The sequence below is a fragment of the Methanocaldococcus lauensis genome (assembly GCF_902827225.1).
In the GTDB taxonomy this organism is placed as follows: domain Archaea; phylum AGJL01; class Methanococci; order Methanococcales; family Methanocaldococcaceae; genus Methanocaldococcus; species Methanocaldococcus lauensis.
Map to the genome: position 1 here is coordinate 206,803 of NZ_LR792632.1, position 14,702 is coordinate 221,504.

Below are 14,702 nucleotides of genomic sequence, written 5' to 3' on the forward strand. Positions count from 1 at the left end.
CTTTTATCTTCTAATTAATTTTTATCATGCCAAATATTGAACATTGAAAGTTAAATTTATGGGTGGAATTATGAAAATAAGGGGATTTGAAACTTCAATGATGGGAAGGGATATAGATTTTATTGTCCCAAGTATGACAAGGTTATGCTATTTAAATGAAATATCTCATGCCTTGGCAGGAGTTACTGCTGTTGAGAAGGCATATAATATAACAGTTCCTAATGAAGGGCAGTATTTGAGAGACATCGCAAGATTGGGAGAAATTATTGAAGTTGATGCAATAAAGTTAAGTGAATTTATAAATACAAAGAAATTGGAAGATATTGGAAATGAAATAAAGTCAATCTTAGGAAAAAAAGGTAAATATTTGGCAGTTGGTGGAGTTTTACAAAATATAAGTGATAAAAGAAAAGAAAAATTATTAAAATTAGCTAATGAAGGTTTAAATTTAGTAGATAAAGAATTTATAAACTTAGTTGAAGAAAGAAAGAAGAAAATCTCTCTCCCAGATGTTGAATTAATCGATGCCTATAACTTTGACATAAATAAGGTAGAAACTAATGGATACCCAAAAATAGCCCTATATGACGGTAAAGTTGTCTATAGTGGAGCATTATCAAGAATGTATAACAAAGGATTAATAAAATCAAAAAATCTTTGGGATGTTCTCTCTGCAAGAGTTATTGAAATAGAACACTCTTTAATGGAAATTAAAAACCTATTAAATAAATTAAAATTAACTTATCCATATATGGAGCCAATTATAAAGGATGGTAAGGCCATTGGAGAGGCAGTTATAGAAGGAGGAGAGGGAATAGTATATCATAGAGTTGAGTTAATTGGAAGAGAAATTTTAGATTACACAATATTAACGAGTGAGAATTTCAACAAGGCAGTATTAGACAGTGTAGATAACGATGAAGGTAAAAGGATAATCCAACTCTGTGAAAGATGCTATTACTTATAAAATTTATTTAAGGTGATTTTATGGTAGGTTGTGGGTATTGTGGAAAAATTATCAAAAGTATTGAAAAAAAATATTATGACAAATTAAAAGAAAAAAAGATTGCATTAGTTGGAGGGGCTGTTAATTTAGACGATAAAGAGGAAGTAGAAAAAATAAAAGAAATTAGAAAAAATTCAGATATATTAATAGCTGTTGGAAGTTGTGCTGTAAGTGGTGGCTTCCAAAGAATGCTAATTGGCTTAGAAAATGGATTTCCTCAGAGATTTGTAAGAATTGGGGATGTTGTTAAAGTAGATTACGCAATAATAGGATGTCCTCCAGATGAAGAAGAGGTTGAAAAGGTAGTTGAAGCTGTTTTAAACAAAGATAAAGAAATTGTTGATTCATATTTAATACTAAAACCTTACGAGATAATTGCTGGAAAGCCAATTATTGACGCGTATATGAAGGTTAATGAAGTTTTACTAACCTCAAATAAAGAACTATGTTTAGGATGTGACGATGCTCCAATAAATTACGAATTCTGCACTGGATGTGGAACATGCGTTGCTAAATGTCCAGCAAACGCTTTAACAATTGATGAAAAGCCAAAAGTCAATATAAGTAAGTGCATTAAGTGTGGAACTTGCTTCTTCAACTGTATAAGAGTAAAAGAGGCACTACCGAGCGAAGCGAGGTAGTGCATCCTGAGTATTCCAATAAGGTAAAGCCCTATGGGTATTAGAAAATGTTTCCTCAACTGTATAAGGGTAAAAGAAGTTCTATAATTAAATTTTAATAAAATTCTTACACTGGGGTGATGATAAATGAAATATCTTTCAGCAAAATCAAAGTTAAATATTGATGCCCAAGATGGGGGTTTCACTACAACATTTTTAGGTTATTGCTTAGAAAGTGAAATATTAGATGCAGTAGTAGTAGTCAAAGATAAAAATTGGAAACCACTTGCTTATTTAGCCACAAACACTGTTGAATTATTAGAATCTCCAAAGAGTAAATACTCTATCTCACCAAACAACAAGTTGTTAGAATATGCTACTGAAAATTATGATAAAGTTGGATTAGTTGGTTTGCCTTGCCATATATTAGGAGGTTTGCAATATAGTTTAGAATTAAAAGTTGGTTTATTCTGCACTAAAAACTTTTCCTATGATGTGTTAAAAAATATCATAAAAGAAAAATTTAATATTAGTATAGATGAAATCATTAAAATGAACATATCAAAAGGTAAGTTTATCGTTGAAACTTTAAAAAGGTCTGATTTATCTCATTCAGAAAAAGTTGTTTATGAAATTCCAATAAAAGAGATTGAAAAACTATGTAACTTAGGATGTAGGTTATGTATAGATTTCTCTGCCAAATATGCTGATGTATCAGTTGGAAGTGTTGGAAGTGAAGATGGATGGAACACCGTAATTGTAAGGAACAAAAAAGTTGAAAATATAATAAATGAAATGATTGAGAGAGATTTAATTGAAGTTAAAGAAACAGTTGATATAAATATGGTTAAAAAATTAGAAAACATCAAAATGAAAAATGAAGAGATAAATAAATGCTCAGCATACTTTGCAGTATGCCCATCTTTATTTTAAATAATTTCTAATTTTTATTTTTAAATATATCTATATATTTGAATATATAGTTATAGCATAAATTTTATAAAAACAATATTAATATAATTAGTCTTAAAAAAATTAAGATTCGTGAAAGAATGGTTAATGTTGAAAGAATTAGTATCTCATTTCCAAAGTATCTTTTAAAAGAGATTGACAAGATTGTTAAGAAGAAAGGCTATTCAAGTAGAAGTGAATTAATAAGAGACGCTGTAAGAAAGTATATTTTAGAAAATGACTTAGATAAAGATGGGTTAATCAGTGGGATTATTACAGTTGTATATACTCCTACAAAAGAGTCAATGGAAAAAATGAGTAAGTTATATTTTGAATATAATGAAATAGTTAAAACAATAAATCAATCATATATAACAACATCCTGTGGAAAAAATAAAAAAGTAGAAATTTTTGTTGTTGAGGGAAATGCAGAAAAAATTTATGAATTTTATGAACAAATATCAAAGATTGACAAAAAAATTTACGATAAAATTGTAATATTTTAGATTTATTTTTATTACTTTATCTAATTTTATTTAAATTTCTTCATAATAATTATGCTAAAAGATTATATTAATATATATACTAGTTATGTCTCCTATAAAATTTAAAATTATCAAAAATCTTTTTATATAAATTAAATTAAAGATATAATCAGATGTAAAAGAAATAAAAAATCAAAAAGAAATGGTGAAATCTATGGAATTTACTCCAAGACCTACAAAGATGTTCTGTTTCCAATGCCAGGAAGCTGCAAGAAATGAGGGATGTACAGTAGTGGGAGTTTGTGGAAAAAAAGATAATGTAGCAAACCTTCAAGATTTGTTAATTTATACTATAAAAGGTTTATGCTATGTATGTAACAAATCTAACTACTTAGATGATGAAGTTATGGAATATATTCCAAAGGCTTTATTTGTAACAATAACAAATGTCAATTTTGATGATAAGGATGTTATTGATTATATAAAGAAAGGAGTAGAGTTGAGAGAAAAAGTTATTGAAAAAGCTAATTTAAATAAAGAAGAACTTCCTCACTGTGCTACATGGACTTATAATGATGAGAATGACATAATAGAATTATCAAAAGCAAAGGAAGTTAGTGTTTTAGCAGAAGATAATGAGGATATAAGGTCTTTAAAGGAACTCATAACTTATGGAATTAAGGGAATTGGGGCTTATTTAAGCCATGCAATGCATCTCGGTTATAACAATGAGGAAATTCACAAATTTATAATTAAAGCATTGGCAAAACTTGTTGAGTGCAATGATGTAGATGAACTTTTCAATTTAGCAATGGAAGCTGGAAAGTATGCAGTAGATACATTGGCATTATTAGATAAGGCACATACTGAAACCTATGGACATCCAGAAATAACAGAAGTTAATTTAGGAGTTAGAGACAGACCAGGAATATTGATTAGTGGGCATGATTTAAAAGATTTAGAGCAGTTATTAGAGCAAACTAAAAATACAGGGGTAGATGTCTATACACACTGTGAGATGTTACCAGCACATTACTATCCATTCTTCAAGAAGTATGAGCATTTCGTTGGAAACTACGGAGGTTCATGGCCACACCAAACAGAAGAGTTTGAGAAATTTAACGGACCTATAATATTAACAACAAACTGTTTAGTTCCACCAAAAGATTCATACAAAGATAGAGTTTATGTAACAAATGAAGTAGGCTACCCAGGATTGAAGAAAATCCCAATAAAAGAAGATGGGACTAAAGATTTCTCAGAAGTCATTGAACACGCTAAAAAATGTAAGCCACCAACACCACTTGAAGAAGGAAAAATCGTTGGAGGATTTGCTCACAACCAAGTATTGGCATTGGCAGATAAAATAGTTGAGGCGGTTAAAAGCGGAAAGATTAGAAAGTTTGTTGTAATGGCTGGATGTGATGGAAGACATAAAACAAGAGAGTATTATACAGAATTTGCTAAGAAGTTACCAAAAGATACGGTAATATTAACATGTGGATGTGCAAAATACAGATTCATTAAGTTAGACTTAGGAGACATTGATGGAATTCCAAGGGTATTAGATGCTGGGCAATGTAATGATAGTTACTCATTAGTAGTAGTTGCATTGAAATTGAAAGAAGTTCTTGGATTAGATGACATAAATGAACTCCCAATAGCCTATAATATCTCATGGTATGAGCAAAAGGCAGTTGCTGTATTATTGGCATTACTTTACTTAGGAGTTAAAAATATAGTGTTAGGTCCTACATTGCCTGCTTTCCTATCACCAAATGTAGTGAAAGTATTAGTTGAGAAGTTTGGAATCTCAACAATCTCAACAGTTGATGAAGATATTAAGAGATTAGTTGGATAAATTTTTAACATTTTTTAAAAATTTTGATGAGGTATATTATGATAGAAAAGGTTTATGAGTTTAAAAAAGATTCTACAGCAAAGGTTGTTGAAAAAATTGTCAATACCGAGCATGTTCAAATCAATCACATCGTTCTTCCAAAAGGAGAGCAGATGCCTAAACACTATTCAAACTCATACGTGCATTTAATAATCGTTAAGGGGGAGATGACTTTAACCTTAGAAGACCAAGAACCTCACAACTACAAAGAAGGAAATATTGTTTATATTCCATACAATGTAAAGATGCTCATTCAAAATTTAAACTCTGATATATTAGAGTTCTTTGTTATAAAGGCACCTCATCCAAAGAAATTAAATGCTCCAGAGGAACCTATAAAGTGTGAATAATTTTCTCTCTTTTTTAAATATTTTTTATAAAAGGTGGAATTATGGAGGTAAAAGAATTAATGGAGAAAATAATTTCAAATAAAATAAAACTCTTCTTAATGTGTAAATTTAAATCAATAGAAGAATATAAGAATGAATTATATGAAGATATTGCAAATAGCCAAATGAAGGATGTTGAGACACTTTATGAAAAATACCTTATGTATATTGGAGAAAAACCAAATATAAAAGTTGAATTAGATGGAGACATAAAAGAGATTTTAAAAGAGACTATTGAATTAGAGAAAAAACTTATAAAGGAATGTGGAATGACCTTTGGAATTAGACAGACTACAATACACTGCCTTACAAAGGATGAAAGATTTTATTTCTATCTAAAATAAAATAAATCCAAAAATTATTTTTTTATTTTTATTTTTTAGATTAAAAACTTTAAGGTGAAATAATGATGATTGATGCCCACACACATTTAGATGTTAGGAGTTTTGAAGATTTGGAAAAAATGGCATTATGTGGGATTGAAACAATTATAACCTGTGCCCATGACCCATACAAAATGAGCTCTCCTGATGTCTATTTAGATCACTGGGATAGATTAATTAATTTAGAGGTAAAAAGAGGCAAAATGGCTGGTGTTAGTGTTAAAGTAGCAGTAGGAGTTCATCCTATGGGATATCCAAAGAATTGGATGCCTTTAATAAAAAAACTTCCTGAATTTTTAGAAAATGAGAATGTCGTTGCTATTGGAGAAACCGGATTACATTATTTAACAGAGGATGAGAAAAATCTTTTAAGAGAGCAGTTAATTTTAGCAAAAGATTATAAAATGCCTATAATTATTCATACGCCAGAGAAAAATAAGAAAGAGGCATTAATTGAAATTTTAAAGATATTAGATGAGGTTAAAATAAAGGATGATTTGGTTATGATTGATCACATAAACAAAGAGACTGTAGAATTAATAGATAGGGATGTTTTTGTTGGTTTAACCGTCCAACCATCAATGAAATTAAGTCATGAGGAAGCGGCTGAAATTATAAAAGATTATGATAAAAAATTCATTTTAAGCAGTGATTTAGGAAGTTTAAAAGCAGATATATATGCATTACCAAGAACTAAGTTGTATATGAAAAAAATTAGTGTTGATGAAAAAAAGATAATTAATTCAACATTTAAAAACGCAAAAGAATTTTATAGATTGTAACTTATACTATTAATTTATAATATTTTGAATATTTAGGTGAATTGATATGAAAGCTATATTTATTTACCACAAAGGAAACGAGAGGATGGAAAAATTCTATAAAAATTTATTAAATGAAGTAGATTTTTGTAGGATTTGTGAAGATTGTTATAATTGTAGAGGAGATTGGAGTTTTAAGAATGATGTAAAAAATGTTGTTGTTGAAAATGTTTATGAGGAGTTTGTTGAAGATCCTTATAAATATCTTCCAGATCTTCCAGAGGGTGATATTTGCATAGCTCAATTGCATGAAGATCTATTGTATGAATTACCATTATTGTTAAAAGAAAAAAATTACAAAGCCTTAATAGTTCCTTCTGAAACTCCTCATGATTTATCTCTTGCACTAAGAAGAGATTTAAAAAGAGTTTGTAACGAACTCAATATTGAGTTCGAAAACCCGAAACCCTTTTGCTCATTAGAAAAAAAAGAAAACAATAAGGTTATAAATGAATTTATTGACTATTTTAGAATAGGAAAGCCAAAATTAACTGTTTATATTGAAAATAATATTATTAAAGATGTTAAAGTTGAAATCTCTGCTCCCTGTGGAGAAACATACTACATAGCTAAAAGATTAAAAGGGATTTCTTTAGACAATTTAAAAGAAGAGATTGCTAATGCTCATCACAACTATCCTTGCTTAGGTAGTATGGAAATAGACAAAGAATTAAATGACACTATTTTACATAAGGCAGGATACATTGCTATTAATAGTGTTGAAAAGGCTATAAGAGTGTTTTTAAGTAAAAATAATAAATAAAATTTTTAAGATATAAATAAGTTTCCTAATGCCAATATAAATAACATTCCCATTAATGCCAAATGAGCAGAATATATTCCAGTATTTTGAAATTGAGTTTTTAATATGTTACATATTGTATTACAAATTGTTAATGGCGTTAATATTTGAAAAGCTATTGCTAAGTATCCAACTATGTCATTATTTATTATTAGGGATAGTAAAGTTAATATAAAAGCTATAATTAATGAAATAAAGTGTGGCATTAACCTCATTCCTGTCAATCTAAAGGTAGCAAATCCTGAAAGCATCGCCCCAAATATTACAGATAATGATATTAAAAAGATTATTTTGTCCATAAATTATCCCTCCATTTTTTATTAACAATTTATTTTTTTAAAGACTACTTTTATACTATCTGATTGTGAGTCAACTTGCTTTAATGTTAATTTAAATCTTCCATTATTAATTTTTTCATAAATGTCAGCAAGTAAATAGATAAATGGTGATACATAAGGTTCAATCTTTTCGTCTTTCATCTTTTCACGATATATTGTTAGAGTAGGTTTTATTATTGTAAATATAACCTCTTTTCCATTATCTTCTATTGATAAATCTTCTGATAATTCAAATTCATTAACATATAACTTTTTAATATCATCAAAACTCATATCATCTTTTAGTATTCCCTCATCTTTTAGAAAATTAACCATTTCCTTAGATGCTCTTCTACCAACTACCATTCCCCCTGGACCTAAAACTTCACTAATTGCTTTGTTTATTCCATAATATAATGCTGATAATAAAATATTCTCACCCTCTCTCATTTTTTATTCACCCTTATAATTTTAGTTAAATTTCTCTAAATATTTTAGGTTAGTTAATTATTTAATATATAATTTGCTAATCATTTAATATATATAGTTTATGGTTATGATAATTAAATAATTAAAAATGGGATTTAGTTTATCTTTTTGAATATTAGCTTTACAGTATCAGTATCATATTCTTGCTGAACATCGGCAAGCATTAATCTAAACCTATGGTTATTAAGTTCTTCATATAGATATGATAGAAGATGAATAAATGGACATATATAAGGTTTTAAATTATGTTCATTAATTTTTTGTAAAAACTTTGAAAGTGTGGGTTTTATTACATAAAATATAACACTATCCTCTTTATTTTCAATCTTTAGATCTTCTGATAGTCCAAATTTATTAACAAATAACTCTTTTATATCATCAAAACTCATATCATCTTTTAATATCCCCTCTTCTCTAAAAAAATTTATCATTTCCTTAGATGCTCTTCTACCTAAAACCATCCCTCCAGTCCCCACAACTTCTCCAATAGATTTATTTATTGAATAATATAAGGCAGATAAAAATAAATTAACATCGTCTTTTTTTAAATATTCTTTGGACATATTTATCACCACTTATAACCATACAGGTCTAACATTTGGTTTTGATAGATAGTTTAAGAATGTTGGAGCTCCTGCAATTTCAAAGCCTTCCTCTAAATTACTCTCATTAATTCCTCTAAACTCTGCACTTAATTCACAAACATATATTTTTACTCCTCTTTTTAGAATATCTCTAACTAAATCTCCTAATTTTGGAAATGCTGGATGCTTAACTTTATCACATTCCCCCTTTAAAGCTAAACTTGCACCATCCATCATTAAGAATATTGTTGGCTTTAAGTTCATTTTTAAAGCAACATCTGCCATCATGAATGTTGCATAAGCCTTTTCAGCGTTTCCTGTTCCTGTTGTATTAATGATGAAGAGTTCATCAATTTTTGTTATTGCTGCTGCTTTTTCTTCTTTCTTTTCTCCTTTTTTAACTAATATTCTATATGTACCATCCCCTCTATCTTCAACTTTTATTATTTCATTACCCATTCCTTTTAATCCTTCTGTTAAATCAGTTAAGGCATTTTTTCCACAGATAATCTCTAATATTTCTCCATTCTTCATTTTTGATAACATATCAGAGACCATCATTATTGGTCCTGGACATGTAGCTCCTACAACATTTATAGTTTTATCTGCTTGAATTTCCCCAACATAAATCTTAACGGTATTTCCTTCAACGTCATATTTTAGGTTGTATTTCTTTAATAAGCTTTTAATATCTTTTATTTGTTCTTCTCCATCAGTTTCAACTATTAAAATACCTTCTTTTGTGTCACTTAATATCATATCTATTAATAAAGATGGACTTCTTAACCCTTTAACTTTAAACTTTCTTATCATTTATACCACCCTAATAATCATAAGACACTTTTAGATATTCATAGTTGTGTATTATCTACGAACAAACATTATGTACCTACCACATATATAAACTTTTCGATTTTACAGTATATAAACTTTTGTTATTTTCACATAGATTTTTGACATAATTTTTGTGATAAATTTGTTAATATTTAATAACATAGTTTTATATAAAATAAGATAAATAGTTAATACACATTCACACACAACCAGTGGTATAATGAAAAAGTACATACTATCTATATTAACATTCATTTCCATTGGAATTTTATTTTGTGGATGTATAAATATTAATGAAAACATAGAAAATAAAAAATTTGATATTAATGAAACATGTATTGTAGAATTTACTGCTGAGTGGTGTGGCTATTGTAAAAAATTAGAACCAACAATTGAAGAATTAGAAAAAGAAGGATATAAAGTGATTAAAATAGATATTGACAAAAATAGAGATATTGCTGAAAAATATGGAATTAGAGCTGTACCAACAATATTTTATGTAAAAGATGGAAAAATAATTGATGTAACAGTTGGATATAATCCAGAAGAGATAAGAGAAAAAGCAAAACAGTTAAAGGGATAAATGTGAGAATATGGACTTACTTTTAATTTTTTTATCTGGGATTTTTACAGCTTTAGGACCGTGTGTTTTAAGTATTTTGCCGATATCTCTTGCATACACTTTTAGCATATCAAATAATAAAAAAGATGGGTTTTTTGTGTCACTATTTTTTGTTTTAGGATTGGCAGTTATATTTAGTATTTTAGGTGTTTTATTTTCATTATTTGGTTCAGTATTTAATTTGTATAGATTAAAGTTTATTGCTGGAATTTTAGCAATTATTTTTGGAGTTTTGATTATTCTAAACTATAACATAAAAATCTTTAATTTTAGTGCTAAAGGAAAAATCTGGAATAAAGCCCTTTATGTGATAAATAAAAATAGAAAATTTAAATATTTAAGTTCTTTTTTATTTGGTTTCTGTTATGGAGTTTTGGCAAACACATGTGCAGATCCAGTTTTAGTTAGCATTTTATCATATATTTCAACAAAAGGTGATATATTATATGGATTTTTTGCATTATTTGTTTATGCAATTGGTTTTGGTATTCCAATAATTATATTAAGCTCTTTAGGTGTTGAAGGAAAAGAGATATTATCAAAAATTAATCCTAAAATAGTAAATCCTATATCAGGGACAATATTAATACTACTGGGAATTTGGATTCTAATCTAAGCTTTTTAATATTGCAAAAATTTAATATAGTGGAACTATATAGCTTTGTTCAAAATAAAATAAACATTGGAAAAATTTGAATGCCTTCCTTTTGGAAGGAATTCTTTAATGCCTTATTTTATTTAAGATACTTTTGTACAAAGCTATAATAGAACTTTCGCAGGAAATAAACACAATAATGACCTTTGATGCCATAAAAAAATGTAGATGTGGTTTATATGATTAAAGAAAAGATAAAAGTGGAGGTTATTGGCTTAGAACTACCAATATTTAAAGGAAATGAAAATGTGAATATAGCAGAATTAATCTCTCAATATCCAATTGAAGATGGGGATATTATTGTAATTGCAGAAACGTTAATCTCAAAATTAGAAGGAAACGTAATAGATAAAGACAAAATAATTCCATCAAAAGAAGCTATTGAATTAGCAAAAAAAACTGGTAAAGATCCAAAAGTTGTTCAAGTTATATTAGATGAGGCCAAAGAGATCGTTAAGGTTGGAAAGAATTTTATTATTACGGAAACTAAGCATGGTTTTGTTTGTGCAAATAGCGGAGTTGATGAGAGCAATGTATCAAATGGAATAAAAACCCTACCAAAAAACCCTGACGAAAGTGCTGAAAAAATTAGAAAAGACATTGAAAAATTAACAGGAAAAAAAGTTGGGGTTATAATATCTGATAGTGTTGGAAGACCTTTTAGAAAAGGTTCAGTTGGTATAGCAATAGGTGTTAGTGGAATTATTGCATTGTGGGATAGAAAAGGAGAAAAAGATTTATTTGGAAGAGCGTTAAAAACTACTGAAGTTGCTATTGCCGATGAGTTGGCAAGTATGGCAAATGTTGTTATGGGAGAAGCTGATGAAGGAATTCCTGTTGTGATAATTAGAGGGGCTAAAGTCCCATTAGGTGATGGAAAAGGAAAAGATTTAATTAGACCAAAAGAAGAAGATGTTTTTAGATAGAATGTCATTGGTGAGCTTAAATGGTAGAAAAAGTTTATGGAGTTGGAGTAGGTGTTGGTGATGAAAAATTACTAACCTTAAAGGCATTAGAAGTTTTAAAAAAAGTTAATAAAGTATTTGTCCCAATATCTAAAAAAGGAAAAAAATCTATCGCTTATGAAATTGTAAAGGACTACATTAAAGATAAAGATGTAGAGGAACTATTATTTCCAATGATTAAAGATAAAGAAAAATTAAAAGAATACTGGAACGATGCACTAAAAAAAATTTTAAATGAAGACGGTGAAGTGGCGATAATTACTATAGGAGATCCAACTTTATATAGCACATTCTCATATATATGGAAACTTTTAAAAGAAAATGGAATTAATGTAGAAATAATTAACGGAATATCTTCAATATTTGCCTCTGCCTCTGCTTTAAACATTCCATTAGTCGAAGGAGACGAAAAACTTTGTATTCTTCCACAAGGAAAAGACTTAGAAAAATATATTGATGAATTTGACACTATAATTGTAATGAAAACAAAAAATTTAAAAGAGGCCTTAAGTAAAATAAAAAATAAAGATGATTATATAATAGGCTTAGTAAAAAGAGTTACATTTGATGACGAAAAAGTTGCCATTGGAAAATTTGATGAATTAAATTTTGATGAATTCAATGATTATCTATCCTTAGCAATAATAAAAAAGGTTAAAAAATGAAAATTGTAAAAACAGTTCCTGAAGAGTTTTTAAATGGATTGTACTTAATTCCAACTGATAGATACAACTTGCTAAATTTAGATGAAAATGGAGAATTTATAGTAGATAAAAATATACCCATAATTAGAATTTTAGCCACTCCTAACTTAAAAAAAACAATATCTAAACTAATTTATCAAATTAAAGATAAATATTACTTATTTAGGAATTATAAGAATGCTCATTGGCTAAAAAATCTTTTAGAATATATTGATGAAAAAATAAAATTTGATAAATATTATAGGGCAAAAAAAGCGTGGTATAGAGGAATAGGTGATCTATTTAAAAATATAAGGAAATGGGAATTTGAAAAAGTAATAGGAAAAGTAATTTCTTTATTAAGAGCTTTAAATCCAATATTAGTTTTAGAAATACATGATATAAGAATGTGGCACTATAAAAAGAGTTTTATAAACTTTGTTAAAGTATTGAGAAAAAACAATATAAGTGTTGTTTTAAGGTATCCAATTGATTGCCATAAAATAATTAAAAGGATTTTCCCAGAAGGTATTTTAAATACTGAGGCAACAATAAAATATTTTGCACAAGTTCATGGATATTATATAAGTAAAAAAGTAGCATCCTACTTATTAAAAATAACTAACGGAAACTTAGATATGATTTATATTATATTAAAGCATTCAAAAAGAAATATAAAGACACTTAGAGAATTAAAAATACCTTGGCTTAAAATTTTACCATATATAGTTAATTCGAAATATAGAAAATTGGTTGAAGTTATTGTTGAACTAAGAAGGTTTAAAATTGAAGATATTATATATAAAGTTAATTACAAACTATCTACATTATACAAATATTTGGATGATTTAGTTAAATTAGGGATTTTAACAAAAATAAAATACAAAGGAAAATTAAGATTTAGATTAAAACTAAATAGAAGCACTCTTTTGGATTTAATCCAAAAATATAAAGAATATTACAAATCTTGGTTTTCCATTTACTTATTAGACAGCATACCTTGGAATATACGGATTTTCGAATTTTCGAGTTACATATAACAAAAATTTTACAATCATACAAAATAGTTATATTTTATTATTATTTATGTATTGTGCATAGTTGTGACATTTTTTTGTTTTTCTTTTTTGACATAAATTTTATATTTTTAGAAATTAATTTAAATATAAATTTCTTATAAGATTTTCGAATTTTCGAATTGCATGTATGTATATACTTCCAGATGGTATACCTAATTAAATTTTAGTTAGATTATCACAAACTAATGTTTTACATAATTATATTATGTTTCTCTATATATGTTAAAAACAAAAAATAAATAAAGATAATATTAATTAAAATATACTTTATAAATATTTAATAAAAATATTATTAAACTTCTAATATTTATAAAAAATAACAATAATAAACTGCTTATTCTAATGAAAAATCTGATTATTACTATCTATTCTACAAAATAAAACATAATTACTACTATCTTATTCTTGTGATTATTCTCAACTTATAGAATTTTTTCAAATTCAATGACCCTATACATACATGCAACTCGAAAATTCGAAATTTATTTATTTTGATCTTCCAATATTTTATAAAGTTTTTTCAGATACTCAATATGTTTGCAGTTATCACACTGGCAGATAACACACCACCATTGCCCATTATTGCTTCTAAAAACATCTCCTAAATGCTCTCCATTGGAATCAAAGAAGGAAAATATGTATCCACCAAGTTTATCCTTCTTCCATTTGACTTCAAACCCTATCTTACTTAGTGGGTAATACTTAGTGGCAATTTTCTTTTTATGTAAATGTTCGAAAACATTCGAAAAACTCAAATCGAATACTTCTGGGGCTAATCTTTTTAATATAGCCAATCCTTTGGTTGTAAATGAATATAATACTTTATGTCCAGCCCTTTCCCTTTTCATTACATTTAACGCCGAGCATAGCCTTAAAAAAGAACAGGCAAGACCTTTCGATATATTTAAATTTTTTGAAAGTGATTGTGGATAAGTTGTGCCACGTATTAACACATAATGTAGAATAGCCTTTCTGAATATAGTTGATACTAATTCGTATGGAAGTCTTTCCATTCAAAACACCTTTATTTATTATTTTATAAAATTTAAATCAAAATTTTCATATTTACTCAATTATTTTTAAACTAATCATTTATAAAGTTTTTGATTCATGACTT

General features: G+C 27.5%; 19 protein-coding genes. 14 read left to right on the forward strand and 5 right to left on the reverse strand.

Annotation, left to right across the window (positions count from 1 at the left end; translation table 11 throughout):
• The first annotated feature begins 70 nt into the window (after positions 1-70).
• From KMP69_RS01220 to KMP69_RS01260, 9 genes are all read left to right on the forward strand, one after another.
• Positions 71-967, forward strand: a complete 897-nt coding sequence (locus tag KMP69_RS01220) for a nickel-dependent hydrogenase large subunit (RefSeq protein ID WP_214400158.1) — start codon at positions 71-73, stop codon at positions 965-967.
• Between the two features lie 20 nt (positions 968-987).
• Entirely contained in the window at positions 988-1,647 is a 660-nt protein-coding gene (locus KMP69_RS01225) for an NADH-quinone oxidoreductase subunit B family protein (protein WP_214400159.1), read from the forward strand.
• 126 nt (positions 1,648-1,773) lie between these two features.
• The gene (locus KMP69_RS01230) at positions 1,774-2,559 is read left to right on the forward strand and encodes a Coenzyme F420 hydrogenase/dehydrogenase, beta subunit C-terminal domain (protein WP_214400160.1); all 786 of its coding nucleotides are present in this window, start codon (positions 1,774-1,776) and stop codon (positions 2,557-2,559) included.
• 119 nt (positions 2,560-2,678) lie between these two features.
• The gene (locus tag KMP69_RS01235) at positions 2,679-3,083 is read left to right on the forward strand and encodes a CopG family ribbon-helix-helix protein (RefSeq protein ID WP_214400161.1); all 405 of its coding nucleotides are present in this window, start codon (positions 2,679-2,681) and stop codon (positions 3,081-3,083) included.
• A gap of 193 nt (positions 3,084-3,276) precedes the next feature.
• The gene (gene hcp, locus KMP69_RS01240; protein ID WP_214400162.1) at positions 3,277-4,923 is read left to right on the forward strand and encodes a hydroxylamine reductase; all 1,647 of its coding nucleotides are present in this window, start codon (positions 3,277-3,279) and stop codon (positions 4,921-4,923) included.
• 38 nt (positions 4,924-4,961) lie between these two features.
• The gene (locus KMP69_RS01245; RefSeq protein WP_214400163.1) at positions 4,962-5,312 is read left to right on the forward strand and encodes a cupin domain-containing protein; all 351 of its coding nucleotides are present in this window, start codon (positions 4,962-4,964) and stop codon (positions 5,310-5,312) included.
• Positions 5,313-5,353: 41 nt separating this feature from the next.
• Positions 5,354-5,695, forward strand: coding sequence for a hypothetical protein (locus KMP69_RS01250; RefSeq protein WP_214400164.1), 342 nt, complete (start codon positions 5,354-5,356; stop codon positions 5,693-5,695).
• 65 nt (positions 5,696-5,760) lie between these two features.
• Positions 5,761-6,516, forward strand: coding sequence for a TatD family hydrolase (locus tag KMP69_RS01255; protein ID WP_214400714.1), 756 nt, complete (start codon positions 5,761-5,763; stop codon positions 6,514-6,516).
• 46 nt (positions 6,517-6,562) lie between these two features.
• Positions 6,563-7,318 carry a DUF166 domain-containing protein gene (locus KMP69_RS01260; RefSeq protein ID WP_214400165.1) on the forward strand — a complete coding sequence of 252 codons (756 nt, stop codon included), beginning with the start codon at positions 6,563-6,565 and terminating at the stop codon, positions 7,316-7,318.
• A gap of 5 nt (positions 7,319-7,323) precedes the next feature.
• Here the strand turns inward: KMP69_RS01260 and KMP69_RS01265 are convergent, their stop codons facing one another.
• The 4 genes from KMP69_RS01265 to KMP69_RS01280 all read right to left on the reverse strand — a co-directional run bounded on the left by KMP69_RS01265 (position 7,324) and on the right by KMP69_RS01280 (position 9,560).
• Positions 7,324-7,656, reverse strand: a complete 333-nt coding sequence (locus KMP69_RS01265) for a DUF5400 domain-containing protein (RefSeq protein ID WP_214400166.1) — start codon at positions 7,654-7,656, stop codon at positions 7,324-7,326.
• A gap of 21 nt (positions 7,657-7,677) precedes the next feature.
• On the reverse strand, positions 7,678-8,124 hold the full coding sequence (locus KMP69_RS01270) for a hypothetical protein (protein WP_214400167.1): 447 nt from the start codon (positions 8,122-8,124) through the stop codon (positions 7,678-7,680).
• A 134-nt stretch (positions 8,125-8,258) separates the two neighbouring features.
• Positions 8,259-8,726 (reverse strand): hypothetical protein, encoded by a 468-nt coding sequence (locus KMP69_RS01275; RefSeq protein WP_214400168.1) that lies wholly within the window; start codon positions 8,724-8,726, stop codon positions 8,259-8,261.
• 12 nt (positions 8,727-8,738) lie between these two features.
• Complete coding sequence (locus tag KMP69_RS01280; protein WP_214400169.1) at positions 8,739-9,560, reverse strand: DsrE family protein; 822 nt, start codon at positions 9,558-9,560, stop codon at positions 8,739-8,741.
• 241 nt (positions 9,561-9,801) lie between these two features.
• Between KMP69_RS01280 and KMP69_RS01285 the strand changes: the two genes are divergently transcribed.
• The 5 genes from KMP69_RS01285 to KMP69_RS01305 all read left to right on the forward strand — a co-directional run bounded on the left by KMP69_RS01285 (position 9,802) and on the right by KMP69_RS01305 (position 13,546).
• A complete protein-coding gene (locus KMP69_RS01285; protein ID WP_214400170.1) occupies positions 9,802-10,164 on the forward strand; it encodes a thioredoxin family protein in 363 nt (120 codons plus the stop codon).
• Positions 10,165-10,174: 10 nt separating this feature from the next.
• Positions 10,175-10,819 (forward strand): cytochrome c biogenesis CcdA family protein, encoded by a 645-nt coding sequence (locus KMP69_RS01290; protein WP_214400171.1) that lies wholly within the window; start codon positions 10,175-10,177, stop codon positions 10,817-10,819.
• Positions 10,820-11,037: 218 nt separating this feature from the next.
• Positions 11,038-11,784 carry a coenzyme F420-0:L-glutamate ligase gene (locus KMP69_RS01295; protein WP_214400172.1) on the forward strand — a complete coding sequence of 249 codons (747 nt, stop codon included), beginning with the start codon at positions 11,038-11,040 and terminating at the stop codon, positions 11,782-11,784.
• A gap of 20 nt (positions 11,785-11,804) precedes the next feature.
• Positions 11,805-12,488: a precorrin-2 C(20)-methyltransferase gene (gene cobI, locus KMP69_RS01300; RefSeq protein WP_214400173.1), complete on the forward strand. Its 684-nt coding sequence runs from the start codon at positions 11,805-11,807 to the stop codon at positions 12,486-12,488.
• Positions 12,485-13,546, forward strand: coding sequence for a transcriptional regulator (locus KMP69_RS01305; protein ID WP_214400174.1), 1,062 nt, complete (start codon positions 12,485-12,487; stop codon positions 13,544-13,546). Before cobI ends, KMP69_RS01305 begins: the two co-directional genes overlap by 4 nt.
• A 521-nt stretch (positions 13,547-14,067) precedes the next feature.
• Here KMP69_RS01305 and KMP69_RS01310 read toward each other — a convergent pair.
• Complete coding sequence (locus tag KMP69_RS01310) at positions 14,068-14,598, reverse strand: MarR family transcriptional regulator (RefSeq protein ID WP_214400175.1); 531 nt, start codon at positions 14,596-14,598, stop codon at positions 14,068-14,070.
• Positions 14,599-14,702: the final 104 nt, after the last annotated feature.

What these genes read in the sequence shown, in the direction of transcription:
- KMP69_RS01220 (WP_214400158.1), top strand. Translation starts at nt 71, where the DNA reads ATGAAAATAAGGGGATTTGAAACTTCAATGATGGGAAGGGATATAGAT.
- KMP69_RS01225 (WP_214400159.1), top strand. Translation starts at nt 988, where the DNA reads ATGGTAGGTTGTGGGTATTGTGGAAAAATTATCAAAAGTATTGAAAAA.
- KMP69_RS01230 (WP_214400160.1), top strand. Translation starts at nt 1,774, where the DNA reads ATGAAATATCTTTCAGCAAAATCAAAGTTAAATATTGATGCCCAAGAT.
- KMP69_RS01235 (WP_214400161.1), top strand. Translation starts at nt 2,679, where the DNA reads ATGGTTAATGTTGAAAGAATTAGTATCTCATTTCCAAAGTATCTTTTA.
- hcp (WP_214400162.1), top strand. Translation starts at nt 3,277, where the DNA reads ATGGAATTTACTCCAAGACCTACAAAGATGTTCTGTTTCCAATGCCAG.
- KMP69_RS01245 (WP_214400163.1), top strand. Translation starts at nt 4,962, where the DNA reads ATGATAGAAAAGGTTTATGAGTTTAAAAAAGATTCTACAGCAAAGGTT.
- KMP69_RS01250 (WP_214400164.1), top strand. Translation starts at nt 5,354, where the DNA reads ATGGAGGTAAAAGAATTAATGGAGAAAATAATTTCAAATAAAATAAAA.
- KMP69_RS01255 (WP_214400714.1), top strand. Translation starts at nt 5,761, where the DNA reads ATGATTGATGCCCACACACATTTAGATGTTAGGAGTTTTGAAGATTTG.
- KMP69_RS01260 (WP_214400165.1), top strand. Translation starts at nt 6,563, where the DNA reads ATGAAAGCTATATTTATTTACCACAAAGGAAACGAGAGGATGGAAAAA.
- KMP69_RS01265 (WP_214400166.1), bottom strand. Translation starts at nt 7,656, where the DNA reads ATGGACAAAATAATCTTTTTAATATCATTATCTGTAATATTTGGGGCG.
- KMP69_RS01270 (WP_214400167.1), bottom strand. Translation starts at nt 8,124, where the DNA reads ATGAGAGAGGGTGAGAATATTTTATTATCAGCATTATATTATGGAATA.
- KMP69_RS01275 (WP_214400168.1), bottom strand. Translation starts at nt 8,726, where the DNA reads ATGTCCAAAGAATATTTAAAAAAAGACGATGTTAATTTATTTTTATCT.
- KMP69_RS01280 (WP_214400169.1), bottom strand. Translation starts at nt 9,560, where the DNA reads ATGATAAGAAAGTTTAAAGTTAAAGGGTTAAGAAGTCCATCTTTATTA.
- KMP69_RS01285 (WP_214400170.1), top strand. Translation starts at nt 9,802, where the DNA reads ATGAAAAAGTACATACTATCTATATTAACATTCATTTCCATTGGAATT.
- KMP69_RS01290 (WP_214400171.1), top strand. Translation starts at nt 10,175, where the DNA reads ATGGACTTACTTTTAATTTTTTTATCTGGGATTTTTACAGCTTTAGGA.
- KMP69_RS01295 (WP_214400172.1), top strand. Translation starts at nt 11,038, where the DNA reads ATGATTAAAGAAAAGATAAAAGTGGAGGTTATTGGCTTAGAACTACCA.
- cobI (WP_214400173.1), top strand. Translation starts at nt 11,805, where the DNA reads ATGGTAGAAAAAGTTTATGGAGTTGGAGTAGGTGTTGGTGATGAAAAA.
- KMP69_RS01305 (WP_214400174.1), top strand. Translation starts at nt 12,485, where the DNA reads ATGAAAATTGTAAAAACAGTTCCTGAAGAGTTTTTAAATGGATTGTAC.
- KMP69_RS01310 (WP_214400175.1), bottom strand. Translation starts at nt 14,598, where the DNA reads ATGGAAAGACTTCCATACGAATTAGTATCAACTATATTCAGAAAGGCT.